Raw genomic sequence first — 18,084 nt, forward strand, 5'->3', positions numbered from 1 at the left:
ATGTCCAACTATAAAGAGTTATCTCCGTCCTTGCGGACCATTATGACCCCGGGACCGGTTGAAGTTGATCCACGTGTACTTAGAGCATTATCCTTTCCGATCCTGGGGCAGTTTGACCCGGAGTTCACATCCTTGATGAACGAGACAATGGCAATGCTGCGAGAGTTATATATGACAGATAACGAGTGGTGTTATCCAGTCGATGGCACATCCCGTTCAGGGATTGAAGCTGTGTTGGTCAGTCTGATCCAGCCCGGTGACAAAGTTCTCATCCCGATCTACGGACGATTCGGACATCTGCTGGTTGAAATCTCGGAACGTTGTGGTGCCGAGGTTGTTTTTTTTGAAACGGAATGGGGAACGGTATTTGATCCGGAAGAGGTGATCAAGGCAATCCATACCCATAAACCGAGTCTGGTTGCGATGGTTCACGGTGAGACTTCCACCGGTCAGATGCAGCCCCTTGCCGAGATTGGCAAAGCCTGTCGCGACCTTGATATTTTACTCGTCGTGGATGCTGTAGCAACCATTGGCGGGACGCCGGTGGAGACGGATGCCTGGTATCTGGATGCGGTGATGGGCGGGACGCAGAAATGCCTGTCCGTTCCTTCAGGGATGGCACCTCTCACGTACAACAATCGTGTGGAACAGAAGCTGATGAGCCGCAAAACCGTTGAACGCGGACTCCGAGACGCAACCAGTGCGCGGGCAGAAGGCCGCACCATTGCCAGCAATTATTTTGACCTGAGCCAATTGCAGGATTACTGGAGTTCGGCCAGGCTGAACCACCATACAGAAGCCACCTCCATGCTTTACGGTCTTCATGAAGGATTACGTATTCTGCTGCAAGAAGGATTGGAGGCCAGGTTCCAGAGACATCTGGTGAATGAACGTGCGTTGGTCGCCGGAATTCAGGGAATGGGACTGCAACTGTACGGGGATATGTCCAGTAAACTTCCGGTGGTCACCTGTATTACTATCCCGGAAGGAATTGATGGTGAGTCGGTGCGCAGCATGTTGCTGAACGATTTCAGCATTGAGATTGCCAGTTCATTTGGACCGTTGAAAGGGCAGATCTGGCGGATCGGTACAATGGGATTTAGCTGCCAACGCAAAAATGTACTTCATGTGCTGGGAGCGCTGGAAGCTGTTCTTCTCCGTCATCGTCACGTATTACCTGCCGGTGAAGCAGTGCAGGCGGCATTGGATGTGTATGCAGGGAAGGAGGGCGCTTTATGTTAAATCAGATGCCAATCTCCAGAGAGGTCATGGTTACTACTCCTCATTATCTGGCGAGTGCAGTGGGAAGCTCCATCCTCCAGCAGGGTGGGAATGCTTATGACGCTGCTGTTGCGGTCAGTGCAGCACTGGGTGTGGTATATCCGCATATGACCGGACTTGGAGGGGATGCCTTCTTCCTGATTCATGACGGAGCCAGCGGTGAGATTACCGCCTATAACGGAAGTGGCCGCTCAGCCGCGGGCATTCATGCGGAAACGTTCAAAGCGATGGGTATGAATGCCATCCCTCAGCGCGGTGTACTTAGTGCTATCACAGTTCCGGGAATGGTGGATGCCTGGTGGGAAGTCTGGTCCCGGTACGGAAAGTTACCTTGGGAGCAATTGCTTGAACCTGCCGCGCAGTATGCGGAAAAAGGATGCCCTGTATCCCGGAATCTCCGCCTGTGGATGGAAAGGGATGAAGATTTCATTATGGGGCATACACCGCTGCGAGCGGTATTTGCGCCTTTGGGTACACTTTTGCAGGAAGGTGAGCTGCTGATCCAGCCTGATCTTGCTGCCTCCATTCGTCTGATTCAGACGGAAGGGCGAGATACTTTTTATACAGGAGAACTTGCGGATCGTCTGACTTCGGCTATTCGTGAGGACGGGGGCATGCTCGCACCAGCGGACTTTGCGGGTCATCAGGGAGATTGGGTGAAACCGGTCAGCACGGGTTATCGTGGCTACGAAGTTCATCAGATGCCGCCCAATTCGCAGGGTTTCTCCATGCTAATGATGTTAAATATGCTGGAGAATATTGATCTGTCCTCGGTAGCGCGCACATCACCGGAATTCTATCATCTGATGGCGGAAGTGGTGAAAAAGGCGTTTCGGGATCGTGATCGTTATCTGACAGACCCGGATTTCAGGGACATTCCGCTGGATCACTTGTTATCCAAGAGTTACGGAGACCAATTGTGGAATGAAATTCAGGCTGCTCCACCTGTGGCACAGCCTTTTTTGTCCAAAACGATAGGTCAGGACACGGCGTATGCAGCGGTTGTTGATAGCGAAGGCAATGCCGTTTCGTTCATTCAAAGCCTGTATTTTGACTTCGGTGCAGCGTATGTCCCAGGGGATACGGGGGTTATCATGCAGAACCGGGGGTCGTTTTTCTCCCTAGATCCGAGTGATGCCAACGTACTGGAACCGAACAAACGCTCATTCCATACCCTCATGCCGGGCCTTGTTACACGAGATGGCAAACCTTATATGCTCGTGGGTACACAGGGAGGAGAAGGCCAGCCGCAGACACAATTATCGGTGCTCACCGGAGTGCTTGATTACGGGCTGAACATTCAGGAAGCAATCAGCCTGCCGCGTTGGGTGTACGGACGTACCTGGGGCGAAGAGGGCGATACGATGCGTGTGGAGAACCGATATCATGATGACGTATGTGCAACCCTTGCCCAGTGGGGACATAACGTTGAAGCCAGAGCGCCATGGGATGGTATTATGGGACAGTCGCAAGGTATTGTCATTCGTGAGGACGGCATGATTAGTGGCGCAGCAGACCCTAGAGGCGATGGTATGGCTATTGGATGGTAACAGACAGCGATCGAAGGTTAGTCTGTCATCGGAGTGCAAGTGTAAATATGTATGAGTTGTTACTATATAGATAGACACAGATAGGGGAGATTGGCATGGGAACGATCCTGCTGAAAGGCGCACAGCTTGTGACGATGAATGCAGAAGAGGAAGTGTTCATCGGAGATCTGTTGATCGAGGATAATAAAATCAAGAAGATTTCAGATCACATCGACGTGCAAGCTGACCAAATCATTGATGCTCGTGGCAAAGTGCTGTTGCCAGGTTTCATCCAGACGCATATTCATCTGTGTCAGACCTTGTTCCGTGGACGTGCGGACGATCTGGAACTGATGGATTGGCTCCGTCAACGTATCTGGCCGCTGGAAGCAGCGCATGATGAGGAGTCCGTCTATTATTCAGCAATGCTCGGATTGGGCGAATTGATCTCCAGCGGAACCACGACCATTCTGGATATGGAGACGGTACATCACACGGACTCGGCGTTTCAGGCGATGGCACAGAGCGGCATCCGGGTCATTTCGGGCAAAGTGATGATGGATCATGGGGACGAGGTTCCGGAACCCCTGCGTGAGGATACAGCAACTTCGCTGCAACAGAGTGTGGATCTGTTGGAGAAATGGAACGGGTTTGGCGGAGGTCGCATTCAATATGCTTTCTGTCCACGCTTTGTTGTATCGTGTACCGAGGAGTTGCTGGTAGAGGTACGTGATCTGTCCAATAAATATCATGTCAAAGTCCACACCCATGCCTCCGAGAATCGCGGAGAGATCGAACTGGTAGAACACGAACGCGGAATGCGTAACATCGTATACCTCGATCATATCGGTCTGGCGACCCCAAGATTGGTGCTGGCCCACTGTGTATGGCTGAGTGAGGAAGAGAAGGAGATCATCCGCAAGCGCGGTGTCAAAGTCACTCACTGTCCTGGATCGAATATGAAGCTTTCCTCCGGAGTAGCAGATATTCCGGATCTGCTGAATCGTCAGATCGCGGTTGGGATCGGGGCTGATGGTGCGGCGTGTAACAACAATCTGGATATGTTTCAGGAGATGCGCCTCACAGCGCTGATGCAGAAGATTCCTCATGGTCCAACAGTGATGGATGCCCGGACTGTATTGCGTATGGCTACCATGGGTGGTGCAGAGGTGCTTGGCTTGTCGAAGGAAATCGGCAGTCTCGAAGTGGGCAAAAAGGCAGATATGCTGCTGCTGGATCTGGATGATTTCCACACCTACCCTTCATATGAGACAGATGTCTATTCTCGCGTAGTCTATTCTGCAACACGTAGCTGTGTGGATACCGTTATTATCGATGGCAGCATTGTACTCAAGAATCGCAAGATTCAGACAATTGATCGTGGTATTGTGCTGCGTGAGTCGGATAAGAGCATTGCAAGATTGATGAAACGCATCTGATCGAAGGCAGTTTATGCGATTCCAGAAAGGATGGAGACCGATATGGAAATGCATGATCTGTGTGCAATTACAGCCCGTGAAACGCGCTGTGTGCTCGCAACAGCGATCAAGGTAGAGGGTCATGCTTACCGTAAGCAGGGAGTCTCTATGCTGTTGACCGAGGATGGCAAAATGTATGGCAGTATCAGTCCGGGATGTCTGGAGAGTGATCTTCAGGCCCGGGTGAGCCATGTGCTGGATACGAAGCAGATGGAATTCGCGGAATACGACATGCGTCCCGAGGATGATCTGTCCTGGGGTGAGACGATTGGCTGCGGCGGACTCGTTGTTGTGTTGCTTGAACCTGTGTGTGGTGAACTCCGATATACGTTGCAGAAGATGCAAGAGTGTTTTCAATCCGGCGCTGCAACAGCGTTAACCCGAACGTTCCAAGATGATTACACAAGGGTTCAATATGGCTGGAGACGGATTGAACCAACGGGTACCCGGCGCCAGCCAATCTTGCGTCCTTCGCTCGTCCCACCTCATGATCGCGTGACGAACAATAATCCAGCTTCATTTCAGGTTGATGTACAACACAGCAGTGGTAATCTCAAGCATGAACATACGGCATCAACACAACATTCTCCCGATATACCTCGCCTTACGCTTGTGCCTGAAATGGTATCTGCTACGTCAAACGGATCTCACGACTCCGATCTATCCGGTGATTCACAACATATCTCTGATGTTGATGCTGAAATAGCGACAAACAACACGGTTTCAACGAATCCCTGGGGCCTTCCGCAACAACTCACTTCGCTGTACACGCCTAAACCTCGCCTGATTATCATCGGAGCCGGGAATGATGTTATTCCTGTTGCCAGACTCGCCCAATCCGCAGGATTCCGAGTAGTTGTAGCCGATTGGCGAGAGTCCTTATGCACCTCGGAAAGGTTCCCTGAAGCTGAACTAGTATTGGGTTTCCCACGTGAGATTATGCCTCTGTTAAACGTAAACAACGGAGATTATTTGATTTTGATGAGTCACAATTTTCCCCGCGAACGTGAACTGTTGGAGATGGTAGTGGATTGTGAGTACGCGTATCTTGGCATCATGGGTTCCAAAACACGAACAGCCCGTCTGCTGGATGGCTTATCACCGTTGAAACATGTGCATTCTCCCGTTGGTTTGAGCATCGGAGCAGACGGTCCCGAACAGATCGCCATCAGCATTGCAGCGGAATTGATCGCATGTAAACATAAGGTCTCTTCCTTGAGTTCCGAGGTGCAGAAGGGGAGCGTTGCACATGCGAATGACGGGCATAGTTCTGGCAGCAGGTAAGAGTTGTCGCCTTGGTCGGGATAAACTCTCGGTTGTCATGCCAGACGGGAGGTCACTGGCTGCATGGTCACTGGAAGCTGCGCTGAATTCGGATCTGGATCAAGTGATCTGTGTGGTCAAACCGGAAGATTCGTTGGCATGGCTGCCTGTAAAATGGATTGATTCAGCCACGTATGCTTATCATCCCACAGCGAGACTTCGAATTGTGGTCTGTGCTGACTATGCCTGCGGCATGGCCAATTCTCTTCATTCTGGCGTATTGTCCGCCATGGAGTACAAACCGGAAGGCATTCTCATGTTACTGGGTGATCAGCCTTTATTAAAAGCGAAGGATATCAATCGGGTGACCACAGCACTGGCTACCCACAAGCTGAGTGACTATGTCGCAGCTACCGACGTTGAGGGAGGCAAGCCGCCCGTTGCTTTTCGCTCCCATATGTTCGGTCCTCTGTTGTCTCTGCATGGAGATGAGGGGGCACGCAAAATTATGCGCAGCGCTAACTATTCAGGTGTACATGTACCTCTGTCTGAGACTAGTTTCTGGGATGCGGATACAGAACCGGAATTGGAACGTATTCTGAGTCATGTATATGAATCGCAGCAGACAGACTAAATAACAGGAGAAGATTAATGACTATGAATAATTTAATTACATGGTCAGGTCAGCCAGGCAGTCTGGTTGGCCTGTTTGTCTTCTTTTCATGCATGGGGAAAGAGAGTTTATGTTAGTTTTCGATAGATCATGATGCATCAAGCACAAATGGAACGCAGGTTTTATACATTTATCCAAAACGATGTGAAGGTAATTGACGTTGCTGCTGAACTCTCATATGATTTGAAGAATTATCTGATCAGACGGTTGAATTTCCTGCCCAAGGAAGAGAGAGAAAGGGGATGCAGCGATGGTAACACCGGCATACGGTTCTGGAGCCATTCCATCGGTATGGCAGCCTGAGAATCTGCAAGAACTGCAAACGTTAAGAAGTAGACTGAAGGGAATTTGTTGTTTCACGGCAGGCGGAACATTGCTGCGAACCCAGTGGGAGGGCGGCTTGGTTCCAGCGCCTGAACACATGATTAGCCTGGCTCGTATTCCTGAAATGAGTGGTATATCTACTCGTGGAGATGAGATCGTCATTGGCGCAATGACCCGATTAAAGGAATGTGCTGCACAAACGTTGCTGCGTCAACTGCCGATTCTGCAAGAAGCGGTGAATGCAATTGCTGCCCCTTCCATTCGAAATGTGGCAACCATTGGCGGGAACATTGTGTCCGGAGTGGGTGATACACTGACTGCTTTGCTTGTATATGATGCAAAGCTGCACTGGTTGACGGATAGCGGAATCGAGACCCTCAGTGTGTCTTCCTGGCTTCAGGGTGGACGGGATGGCAGCCGTAATCCAGGGGATGTATTAATCTCGATTCATATCCGGATGAGACCTCCATCTATTTTTGATGTGGACAGTGAGCAGAGATTTGCAGCACGAGAAGTTTCCTTTTACCGCAAGCTGGGTCGACGGGAGATGTTCAGTGCTTCGCTGGTGACTGTTGCGTTATACGGTGAGATTGATTTGGATAACCGCTGGACTAAGATTGCGATTGCGGCTGGTGGAGGCTCAGGCATGGCGATGCGACTTCTAGAGTCGGAACAACAGCTTCTTGGTAGCGAAGCTTCTGTCATGCAAGCGGCGACTCTCGCAACTGCTGTGGCTGACGAATTTACGACGTATGGCGATGCATTTGCAACGGAACATTATCGTAAGCAGACCGCAGGCAACATGCTGGGCGCCGGGCTATGGCAGGCACTTCACGAATAGATGAATGGGATCAAACAAAGGGGGAGAGGGATCATGCTGCTGAATCGGAAACAGAGCGGGAAACGCTGGCACCTGCGGCCAGATGGGGCACCCAAAGTAACTGGCCAGCTTCAATATCTTACGGATATGACGCTACCTGATATGATTCATGGCAGAGTATTGCGAAGCGAATATCCTTATGCTCGCATATTGTCTGTAGATACTTCGGAAGCTGAGGCGTTGGAAGGTGTCTATGCGGTTTTGACCTCCAAAGATGTGCCTGGTCTGAATCGTTTTGGCATAGCGACCCCGGATCAGCCTGTGTTCTGCGAGGATATTGTACGTTATGTCGGTGACGCCATTGCAGCGGTTGCTGCGGATTCTCCGGAACGTGCGGCACTTGCGCTGGACGCGATTCGCGTAGAGTATGAGGAACTCACTCCGCTGAATAGTACAGACGCTGCCTTGGCTCCCGGAGCACCAGAGCTGCATGAGCATGGACCAGGTAATGTGCTGCATCGGACGGAAATCAAACGTGGAGATGCCCAGCAAGCTTTTACCACTTGTGATCATATCGTGAAAGAGACGTATTATACGCCTCGTCAGATGCATGCGTACATGGAGACAGAAGGTGGCCTGTTTGTCCCGGATGAAGAGGGAAGGCTGAATGTATACGCGGCAACGCAACATGGTTATAAAGACCGGATGCAGCTTGCGCGCATTATTGGCTGTCCTGAAGAAGATATTCGGGTGGTGTCTTCACCGATTGGTGGTTCATTTGGCGGAAAAGATGAACTAAATGTACAGCCTTATGGTGCACTACTGGCCTTGAAATGCGGACGTCCTGTGAAAATGCATAATTCTCGTAAAGAATCCGTACGTGCAGGGCTGAAACGTCACCCAATGAAGATTGAAATGCAAACTGGCATGAGTCGAGAAGGCATCATCCAGGCGCATCGTGTCCGCATTACAGCGGATACGGGAGCCTACGCCACACTTGGCGCACCGGTGCTGAACTTCTGTACCGAGCATTGCCTTGGACCATACGCCATTCCAAACGTGGATGTGGAAGGTGTGTCTGTGTATACGAATAACGGGCTGTCAGGTGAGTTTCGTGGATTTGGCGGGAACCAGGCGATTTTTGCCATGGAAGGCCAGATGGATCGGCTTGCAGCAATCATGAACATGGACCCTTGGGAGTTCCGCAGGCGTAATATGAGGGGAAAAAATGATCCTGGACCACTGAATCAACGCATTCTGGTCACGGATGGACTGTCCCAAGTATGGGAGGCATTGGATCGCTCCGAACTGTGGCAAAAACATCAGAGTCCCCCCGCAGATCCTACTCTGCCGCCGTGGATCAAACGAGGTGTCGGAGCGGCCATCGCCATGCACGGTGCAGGGCTGGGTTATGGTATTCCAGATCCTGCAGGAGGCCGTCTGTCCCTGAATAACGAAGGCAAGATTGAGGTGGCGTTCAGCTACGAGGAATTTGGTCAGGGGCTCGTTGCAACGCTGGAAATTATGTTATGTGATCTATTCCAATGCAGTACATCGGATCTCAGTATCATCATTGGAGATACGGATCGTGTGCCACACAGCGGATCAAGCACAGCTTCACGTTCAACAACGATGGCCTGGATGGCCCTTCAACGCTTGCAGACTCCATTTCGTTCCCGTGTTCTCGCTGTCGCGTCTGAAATGACCGGCGTTCCGGCAGATGAACTGGTGACAGGGCCTGGGGGAATATGGCGCAAAGGCCAGCTTCCTGCCGAAACTTCAGAAGTAGAAACAGATGTGCAAGGGACAGGAAAGAGTGAGAAGGAAGTAACATTGGCCCTGGAAGGCGTAAAACAAACGTCTGCTATAGGGAATGAAAGTGATCAAACTGCTGAAAGTTATTTAGGTTTATCTCAACACCTGGTGAAAGAGAGTGTTTCATCAGGCTTTGTGGTTTCGTATGCTGAACTCGCAACGCAGGGCGAAGCCGATGAATGGATTTTCGATACAAAGTTTGATTACCCAACTACGCCAGACAACGTGGTAGGCGGGCATTATTTGTATACGTATGCGGCGGTTGCGGCAGAGGTGGAAGTAAATACATTGACCGGAGAAACCAAGCTGCTGGATACGCGCCATGTTGTAGCGGCAGGCCCGGTGATCAACCCTATGGGCTATATCGGACAGATTGAAGGTGGGAGTGTCATGGCGCTTGGATTCACGTTGACCGAGGATGCGGTCATGCAGGACAGCCGTTATGTAACCACTAACCTCGACACGTATCTGATCCCAACCATTCAGGATATTCATACCAACCTGGAGGTTGAGGCTATTGAAGACTTACCAGAAGGTGATGCGTTTGGCCCTAGGGGGATCGGTGAGATTGGCTCCGTTGCGCTTGCGCCAGCCATAACAGCTGCAATTCATCAGGCAACAGGCGTATGGGTTAACCGTCTTCCTGTACCGAGGGAACAACTGGTCAGACCTTTAAATGTACCTTTGCAGGAAGGAGTGAGCCCGTCATGAGTAAACCACTTGAGAGTCACTGGACAGCCGTTGTGAACGGCGAACAGAAACATCTGGAGATCGCGCAAACGACCCGACTTGTCGATGTGCTACGGACTCATTTGCAACTAACGGGTACCAAAGTATCCTGCGAAGTCGGTCGATGCGGCGCATGTATGGTTCTGATGGATGGAGAGCCCGTGAACTCCTGTCTTGTCATGGCTTATCAATGTGAGGGAAGTGACATTATGACGATTGAAGGTCTGCAAGGGGATGAGAAAGGCACTCTGCATCCGATTCAACAGGCTTTTGTGGAGGAAGGTGGCTTCCAGTGCGGCTACTGCACTCCGGGCATGGTGATCTCAACCAAGGCATTACTGGATGCACATCCTGAGCCTTCTCAAGAACAGATTGAAACGGGATTGTGCGGGAATCTGTGTCGTTGTACCGGCTACGGTGGCATTATTCGGGCGGTACGCAAGGCAGGGGAACGCTGTGTGGTAAAGGAAACGTCTGCCGAGGAAACCGTTAGTTGAGCCGGGACGCAGGACGTAGATATAAGCAAGGGCATTTGAAGAAACGTTCTTTGAAAAAGCATCCGATCCAGGAATGCTTTTTTTTTTTATAGGTTTTCTGCCAAGTACAATCATCTAATGTGAGATGAAGTTCTAGGCCCAAATCTGGTTAAATAATGAACCGTTTTCGATTTTCATCAATATTGGTGAGACGATGTAGTAATGTTGTTCAAAGTACTGGTACAAAAGAATTTCAAACATTCTGATTCACCATATATTTACAAATATTGGTGTGCGTGCTATGTTTAAAATGAAAGCGCCATCATGAATGGGTTCATTGACATTTCATTATCATATTTCACTTGGGAAGGAAGATGGAATTGATGAAAAATTTGCTCAAAAAGGCAACCGCAATGATGCTGGCATTGGTCCTACTGCTTGGATTAATGACAGCGCCCGTTCATGCAGACACACCATTGTTCACCATCGAAAGCGAAAATGCGCAGCTCACCCCGGATCTTCAAGTGGTTACTTCAATCTATGGACAACCCAAGCCCGGATTCTCAGGGGCCGGATTTGTCTGGATGCAGAACTCTGGCACATTAACCTTCACAGTTACTGTCCCGGAAACCGGCATGTACGCAATCTCCACACGATATATGCAGGAGCTCAGTGCAGATGGCAGGTCACAAAATTTAATCGTGAATGGTGTTACGAAAGGTGCGTACATGCTGCCTTACACGACAACATGGTCAGATTTCGATTTTGGCTTTCACAAGCTGAATCAGGGTGCCAACACGATTGAGCTGAAGGCTGGCTGGGGCTTCGCGTATTTTGATACTTTTACAGTGGATCATGCTGATCTGGATCCCCTGAATGTGCAGCCAGTTCTCACTGATCCTGAAGCTACACCGGAAACTCAAATTTTGATGAATTATTTAACGGAGGTATACGGAAACAACATTATTTCTGGTCAGCAAGAGATCTACGGAGGAGGGAATGACGGAGATACAGAGCTTGAATTCGAGTGGATTCATGATTTGACCGGAAAGTATCCGGCTATCCGTGGCTTTGATTTGATGAACTATAATCCGTTGTATGGTTGGGAGGACGGCACAACCGATCGCATGATTGATTGGGTGAATAACCGTGAAGGTATTGCAACAGCTTCCTGGCATATCAATGTGCCTCGTAATTTCAATACGTATGAGCTTGGGGACTTTGTGGATTGGAAAGAAGCTACGTACAAGCCAACCGAAACGAATTTTAATACAGCAAATGCGGTAATTCCCGGTACGAAAGAGTATCAATACGTGATGATGACCATCGAGGATCTGGCCGAACAATTGCTGATTTTGCAAGATAACGATGTGCCAGTGCTTTTCCGTCCGTATCATGAAGCAGAAGGCAACGGCGGGCTGAACGGGGAAGGGGCATGGTTCTGGTGGGCTTCGGCAGGCGCAGAAGTGTACAAAGAGCTATGGGATCTGCTTTATACCGAATTGACCGAGACGTATGGCTTGCACAATCTGATCTGGACCTACAACAGCTATGTATACAGCACTTCTCCTGCCTGGTATCCGGGCGATGATCAGGTAGATCTTGTCGGATATGATAAATACAATACGATCTACAATCGTTATGACGGTTTGTCCGGCGTACCGAATGAGGATGCAATTACCTCGATTTTCTATAAGCTTGTTGAGTTGACAAACGGTACGAAAATGGTAGCCATGACGGAGAACGACACGATTCCAAGCGTAAAAAATCTGACCGAGGAGAAATCAGGATGGCTGTACTTCTGTCCTTGGTATGGCGAGCATCTGATGAGTTCTGCTTTTAATTACCCGGCAACATTGAAAACGCTTTATCAAAGTGATTATGTCATTACGTTGGATGAGCTGCCAAATCTAAAGGTTAACAATCCCAACCCCAGTGCATCCATCACACCTGGAAACGTTGAATTTGACAAATACACACCCAATCAAAGCGATAAAACCGTAACCGTGAATGCAAACGGCAATACGCTTACTGCTCTCCGGGCAGGCAACAATGCGTTGACCGCAACGACAGACTATACCTTGAACGGAAGCACATTGCTGCTGAAAAAAGCTTATCTGGCAACCCTGCCAGTTGGTGAGCATTCGATTGTTCTGGATTTTAATCAAGGCCAGGACCCTGTGTTAAAAGTCAAAATTGTGGATTCAACACCGGGTACAAATGCTGTGATTTCTCCTGTGAATGCAACATTTGATAAAGCGACGAATCCCGCACAGGATATTTCCGTATCTCTCACCTTAAACGGCCGTCAGCTCACAAGCATCACGAAGGGGAATGCTACGCTTGTAGCGGGTCAGAATTATACAGCATCCAGCTCTGCTGTTGTTCTGAACAAATCCTATCTTGTCACGCTTCCGCTGGGCCAGAACGTATTGACCTTTCACTTCAATGGAGGAAATGACGCTGTGCTAACGGTGAACGTCGTAGATAGCACCGTTACTGTGCCAGCAGGGGATTTGACGATTCAAGCTTTTAACGGCAATACAAGTGCATCCACCAACGGAGTTTCACCCAAATTCAAATTGGTCAACTCAGGCAATTCAGCTATTCCGTTAAGTGATGTAAAACTCCGGTATTACTATACAATTGACGGGGAGGAAGCTCAGAGTTTCTGGTCCGACTGGGCCAGTATGGGCAGCACAAATGTAACGAGCCAATTCGTTAAACTGGTGACTCCAGTTGCCGGAGCGGATCATTATCTTGAGGTGGGCTTTACAAGTGCAGCGGGATCACTGAATGCGGGCCAGAGCGCAGAGGTTCAAGCACGCTTTTCCAAAAACAATTGGACGAATTACACACAGACTAATGATTACTCGTTCAAGGCAACCGATAGTCAGTTCGCAAACCATGATAAGGTTACCGGGTATGTGAACGGTCAGCTGGTATGGGGAATTGAGCCGTAAAGGTAGGTAGCACGTTTAATGGGCTGGATCAGGGGTTGAACCTCTGATTCAGCCTTTTTATGGTGTAGAAGGTGTACACCGATTAGACGGAATGTTCTTTATCACTTCTAGTATGTGACGATGTATCCATGTCTGTTAATATGCGATCTATTATCTTTTTCGTATGACCCATAATGAACTGAAGAAGTACACCTGCACAACATACGGTTATCAACGTTCCAAGCCCGATCGGTCCACTGAGCAGAAACGCCAGAATTAAAAATACAAGGTAAATGAATGTTCTCGATACAAATAAGGGAGTTCGAGTGATTTCATGCAAGATTAATGTTAAGCGGTCAATCGGAATGGGTGCAAAATTGGTCTGTAAATAAATTGCCGTGCCGATACTTATGATCACTAAACCAATGACAAAAGTCATTAATTTGCTGTACCAAACTTCGGGTGTGATCAAGGAATCAGATACATAAAGCCAGATATCAATCCCGACACCAGTAATGAATGCGGTGACGAGTCCCAAAAACTCGGGTTTTTGCTGCTGCATAAGCGAATTACATCCAATTAATAGGAAAGCAATGATGACCTCCCAGCTACCTACACTTAGCCCTACATGATGTGACAGCCCTACCAGAAGTGCATCAAACGGTGAGGTACCCAATTCAGATTGGATGGTAAGGGAAATGCCAAGTGTTAAGATGAGAATACCTGCGACAAAAAGTACATATTTCAAATTCATTCAACCTCTTTTTTAATATTATGTTGCAAATACAACAAAATTGAGCTAAATTCAATGTAACCCTTTTTTAGTGCATTTGCAACAAACGATTAACTTGTTAAAGGAATGTGAATATAGATGACGATTCGTATAGAGAGATGTACCATTGAACATGTATGTGAACTGCAGGAGATTAGTTATGAGACGTTTAATGAAACGTTTAAAGCGCAAAATTCACCCGAAAATATGAAAGCTTATCTGGAAAAGGCGTTTAATCGGGAGCAATTGGAAACGGAACTGTCCATGGCGGATTCGCAATTTCTTTTTATTTATGTCAACAATCAAGTTGCTGGGTACATGAAGGTGAATATCAATGATGCGCAGTCTGAGAAGATGGGCTTGGAATCCCTTGAGATCGAGCGAGTGTACATCAAAAAAGAGTTCCAAAAACATGGCCTTGGTAAAGTGCTGCTCCATAAAGCCATAGAGATGGCAAAAGAACATCACAAAACGAATATTTGGTTAGGTGTGTGGGAGAAAAATGAAAATGCTATCGCCTTTTATGAAAAGATGGGGTTTGTACAGACAGGAGCTCATGCTTTTTACATGGGAGATGAGGAACAGATTGATTTTATAATGACCAAAACGCTACTGTAACTGGATCATCGAGGGAAAAGCTTGGGAGAAAAATGCTATTGAGCAGAATTCTTTCGGGCTTTTTTATGTTTTGCCAGAACCGTTGAATCATAAAATGAAGAAATTGACGAATATTAATACATAATAAATATTATGTAAACTTATTATTTTCGATGACCTTCATAAGCTGCATCTATGGCTTTAGTAAAAGTTAAAGGCCTGATTAATACATAACTGGCAGTATAATTTTGCTCAATAATCGTGAAGGTAATAGGCTGATCTCAAGGATCGTCAATATAATTTATTAGTTTATTTCTACGTTTGGACAGTCAGCCGAAAATCGTTTTCGTTTGTAGTCTGTTAGATAAGGTTAAGTCTTAATAATCAGAATATAAGTTGTATATACCTCATGTTAAAAGAACTTTTTGCACATGAAACGGACGTGTTAATCCACCATGTTGAATTATTTAGTTTTAGAGCGGAAAATGGAAAATAAAATTAATATTTCAAGTAAGAAATCAGGAGGATTGGACTCTTAAAACCAGCCGAAAAAAGGAGCAGAATCAATCAAAATATTAATTGGATAAATAAGGTATAAATCGTTCGAAAGGCGCTACTACGCCTTTTATAGATCAATTTCATATGGATTTGCGATGGATTTAGTACCGCTTTCACGTTATGCTTTTGGAAATTGGAAAGGAAGTGGGAAAAATGGAACGCGAACTGGCGTTGGAAATTGTCAGAGTAACAGAATTGGCTGCGTTAGCTTCAGCACCCTGGATGGGACGAGGCGACAAGAACAGTGCAGATGAAGCGGCTACTTTGGCCATGCGCGCCATGTTCGATTCCGTGTCCATTCGCGGCACGGTGGTAATCGGTGAAGGAGAAATGGATGAAGCCCCCATGTTGTACATCGGCGAGGAAGTGGGCAACGCTGAGGGGCCTGAGGTTGACGTGGCTGTAGACCCGCTCGAAGGTACAGAAATCGTAGCCAAAGGACTAAACAACGCTCTATCGGTTATTGCAGTGGCGGGAAAAGGTAACCTGCTCCACGCACCGGACATGTATATGGAGAAACTTGCGGTAGGGCCTGCGCTTGTAGGCAAGGTCAGCATTGAAGACCCGGTTGAAGTCACACTGGAGAAAGCCGCTGCCGCATTGAACAAAAACATCTCGGATCTGACGGTGATGATTCTGGATCGTGTACGACATGAGAGCACGATTAAGACCCTACGCAAGGTCGGCGTGCGGATTAAGTTCCTCAGTGACGGTGATGTTGCTGGGGCGATGGCACCGGCCTTCCCGGAGGCGGGTATCGATCTCTATGTCGGATCTGGAGGAGCGCCAGAAGGTGTGCTGGCTGCCGCAGCGCTATCTTGCCTTGGGGGTGAGATTCAAGGTCGTCTGATGCCTGCCAACGCAGACGAATTCCAGCGCTGCTTGCAGATGGGAATTGATAATCCATACAAAGTGTTAACGATGCAGGATATGATCGGCACGGAGGATGTCATTTTTGCAGCAACAGGTGTGACGCCAGGTGAGATTCTGGGAGGGGTACGGTATCTTGCGGATGATCGCGCCGAGACGGATTCAATTGTCATGCGTGCCAAAACCAAAACAATTCGGTTTATTCGTTCCCAACACTTCCTGCCTAACAAAGAAGTGCTGCACAAAGTAAGACAGCTCCAATCCACGCCAGAACCCTCGGATCGCATTCCGAGTCATGCGAAAACAATGGAGCAGGCTGAGTTTAGTCAATCCTCCGTTGATCTTGGCGTTACAACGACGTTGTGAGCTGCACTCCCCATTAATTGTACAAATAGGATCAACTGAAATCGTTGTATTGAGTTTGATAAGTAACTTGGACCCCTAAGGTTACAGGGTGCTCGGATTCAATGAAAGTACCATCTCTGGCAAGATAATAATGAGGGCTTGGATTAACCCAAGCTCTCGTTATTTTTTTGTGTTAAAAGCATTGACAACGGTTACATGGCATGAGAAAATGTACGCGCGTACATAAATATTTATTTTTAACCATTATATGATTTAATGATGAGCTATATAAGTTGAACTAATCACACGATAACGGAGAGGACAGAAAAAAACTGGAAAAGCGAAGCGTTCGCCTAAAAGCTTTCTGAAAGAAAGCTGCATCGGAAGCATACGCTATCCCCGGATTTTCCCTTAAGAAAAGGGAATCAAAAAAATCTGGGGATAACAGCGATTGGAAGGTTATTCTGTCATCGTAGTGTCAGTGTAAATAACCTTTAGTTCAACTTATATAAAAGGGGGTGAAATTCATGGCATCTCGTAAAGAAGTGGCTGATCTTGCGGGTGTTTCCGAGGCAACGGTCTCCCGGGTGCTTAATGGGGTAGGTCCTATTAAAGAAGAGACACGCCGCAAGGTTCTTGAAGCTTCTGAACAGTTAGGCTATGTGCCCAGCGCTCTTGCTCGCAGTTTTGCCAGAAGTAAAAGCGGGAACCTTGGCGTGGTATTACCTTATGTTCCGAAGGCGCATCTGTTCTCGGCGTATTTTTTCTCGGAAATGCTGAGTGGGATTGGAAGCAAAGCCAGAGACAATGGCATGGACCTGTTGGTTATGTTCCGGACACCCGGTGAAGTAATGAATTATACGGATCTGTTCCGGCGTCAGAAAGTGGACGCTTGCATTATCCTAGGTGCCAGAGACGATCATGAAGAACTGGCGGCCATGCAGCAGCTTCACCAGGAAGGACACCCATTCTGTGTCATGAATCAGCATTTTGAGGGCCAATCATTCACGGAAGTGGATGCGGATCATGTGGAAGGAAGCAGGCTTGCCATACGTCATCTTACGGATCAGGGGTATCGCAAAATCGCTTTTCTCAATGGTCCGGACAGCTACTCCAACAGCCAGGAGCGAATGGAAGGTGTCCGTCTTGGCCTGCAAGAAGCAGGTATGGAGCTAGACCCGAGTCTATTGCTTGAGGGGAATTATAGTAGACGAAGTGGCATTGAGGCGGCAGCGATTGTAGCAGATCGCCTACATGAGATTGATGCTGTATTTGCGGCTAATGACCGGATGGCAATTGGTGTCATGCATGGTTTGCGTGAGCGGGGAATAGGGCCTGCGGATTTTCCGGCATTTGTGGGTTATGACGACTCCGATGCCGCCGAGATGGCGGTTCCGCCGCTGAGTAGCGTCAGGGTTCCATTTTTTGAAATGGGTGAACTTGCAGCATCGAAGGTTATGCATGGGTCTGTGGGTGACACACATCAAGCAAATAACCCAGTTCCAGCGGTAAACGAATCAGCGAGAGCGTTGTTGCCTACCGAACTGATCATCCGTGCTTCTTCTATCCGTCAATAGTTTATTGGTACACATATGGAAAGACTTTTTATTAT

Annotated in this window: 14 protein-coding genes; 13 read left to right on the plus strand and 1 reads right to left on the minus strand. The window is 48.2% G+C overall.

Annotated features, from left to right (window positions below; translation table 11 throughout):
- The 10 genes from QF049_RS05950 to QF049_RS05995 all read left to right on the plus strand — a co-directional run bounded on the left by QF049_RS05950 (position 1) and on the right by QF049_RS05995 (position 13,351).
- Complete coding sequence (locus QF049_RS05950) at positions 1–1,242, plus strand: pyridoxal-phosphate-dependent aminotransferase family protein (RefSeq protein WP_307535622.1); 1,242 nt, start codon at positions 1–3, stop codon at positions 1,240–1,242.
- Positions 1,236–2,831 (plus strand): gamma-glutamyltransferase, encoded by a 1,596-nt coding sequence (gene ggt / locus QF049_RS05955; protein ID WP_307535624.1) that lies wholly within the window; start codon positions 1,236–1,238, stop codon positions 2,829–2,831. Before QF049_RS05950 ends, ggt begins: the two co-directional genes overlap by 7 nt.
- Positions 2,832–2,926: 95 nt before the next feature.
- The gene (locus QF049_RS05960; protein WP_307535627.1) at positions 2,927–4,249 is read left to right on the plus strand and encodes a 5'-deoxyadenosine deaminase; all 1,323 of its coding nucleotides are present in this window, start codon (positions 2,927–2,929) and stop codon (positions 4,247–4,249) included.
- A 30-nt stretch (positions 4,250–4,279) separates the two neighbouring features.
- On the plus strand, positions 4,280–5,572 hold the full coding sequence (locus QF049_RS05965; protein ID WP_307535629.1) for an XdhC family protein: 1,293 nt from the start codon (positions 4,280–4,282) through the stop codon (positions 5,570–5,572).
- Positions 5,544–6,185, plus strand: coding sequence for a nucleotidyltransferase family protein (locus tag QF049_RS05970; RefSeq protein ID WP_307535631.1), 642 nt, complete (start codon positions 5,544–5,546; stop codon positions 6,183–6,185). The genes QF049_RS05965 and QF049_RS05970 overlap by 29 nt, the downstream gene beginning before the upstream one ends.
- A 129-nt stretch (positions 6,186–6,314) precedes the next feature.
- Positions 6,315–6,527: a hypothetical protein gene (locus QF049_RS05975; protein WP_307535633.1), complete on the plus strand. Its 213-nt coding sequence runs from the start codon at positions 6,315–6,317 to the stop codon at positions 6,525–6,527.
- Positions 6,475–7,389, plus strand: a complete 915-nt coding sequence (locus QF049_RS05980; RefSeq protein ID WP_307535635.1) for an FAD binding domain-containing protein — start codon at positions 6,475–6,477, stop codon at positions 7,387–7,389. The genes QF049_RS05975 and QF049_RS05980 overlap by 53 nt, the downstream gene beginning before the upstream one ends.
- Before the next feature lie 33 nt (positions 7,390–7,422).
- On the plus strand, positions 7,423–9,894 hold the full coding sequence (locus tag QF049_RS05985; RefSeq protein WP_307535637.1) for a molybdopterin cofactor-binding domain-containing protein: 2,472 nt from the start codon (positions 7,423–7,425) through the stop codon (positions 9,892–9,894).
- On the plus strand, positions 9,891–10,409 hold the full coding sequence (locus QF049_RS05990; protein WP_124115177.1) for a (2Fe-2S)-binding protein: 519 nt from the start codon (positions 9,891–9,893) through the stop codon (positions 10,407–10,409). Before QF049_RS05985 ends, QF049_RS05990 begins: the two co-directional genes overlap by 4 nt.
- Positions 10,410–10,771: 362 nt before the next feature.
- Entirely contained in the window at positions 10,772–13,351 is a 2,580-nt protein-coding gene (locus tag QF049_RS05995; protein WP_307535640.1) for a X2-like carbohydrate binding domain-containing protein, read from the plus strand.
- Positions 13,352–13,433: 82 nt separating this feature from the next.
- Here the strand turns inward: QF049_RS05995 and QF049_RS06000 are convergent, their stop codons facing one another.
- The gene (locus QF049_RS06000; RefSeq protein ID WP_307535642.1) at positions 13,434–14,078 is read right to left on the minus strand and encodes a YczE/YyaS/YitT family protein; all 645 of its coding nucleotides are present in this window, start codon (positions 14,076–14,078) and stop codon (positions 13,434–13,436) included.
- 123 nt (positions 14,079–14,201) lie between these two features.
- Here QF049_RS06000 and paiA point away from each other — a divergent pair, with 123 nt between their 5' ends.
- The 3 genes from paiA (at position 14,202) to QF049_RS06015 (ending at position 18,049) form a co-directional block, all read left to right on the plus strand.
- On the plus strand, positions 14,202–14,720 hold the full coding sequence (paiA, locus tag QF049_RS06005; protein WP_307535644.1) for a spermidine/spermine N(1)-acetyltransferase: 519 nt from the start codon (positions 14,202–14,204) through the stop codon (positions 14,718–14,720).
- A gap of 690 nt (positions 14,721–15,410) precedes the next feature.
- Positions 15,411–16,493 (plus strand): class II fructose-bisphosphatase, encoded by a 1,083-nt coding sequence (gene glpX / locus QF049_RS06010; protein ID WP_036613775.1) that lies wholly within the window; start codon positions 15,411–15,413, stop codon positions 16,491–16,493.
- Positions 16,494–16,999: 506 nt separating this feature from the next.
- A complete protein-coding gene (locus tag QF049_RS06015) occupies positions 17,000–18,049 on the plus strand; it encodes a LacI family DNA-binding transcriptional regulator (protein WP_307535646.1) in 1,050 nt (349 codons plus the stop codon).
- Positions 18,050–18,084 lie beyond the last annotated feature (35 nt).

The organism is Paenibacillus sp. W4I10, assembly GCF_030816325.1.
In the GTDB taxonomy this organism is placed as follows: domain Bacteria; phylum Bacillota; class Bacilli; order Paenibacillales; family Paenibacillaceae; genus Paenibacillus; species Paenibacillus amylolyticus_B.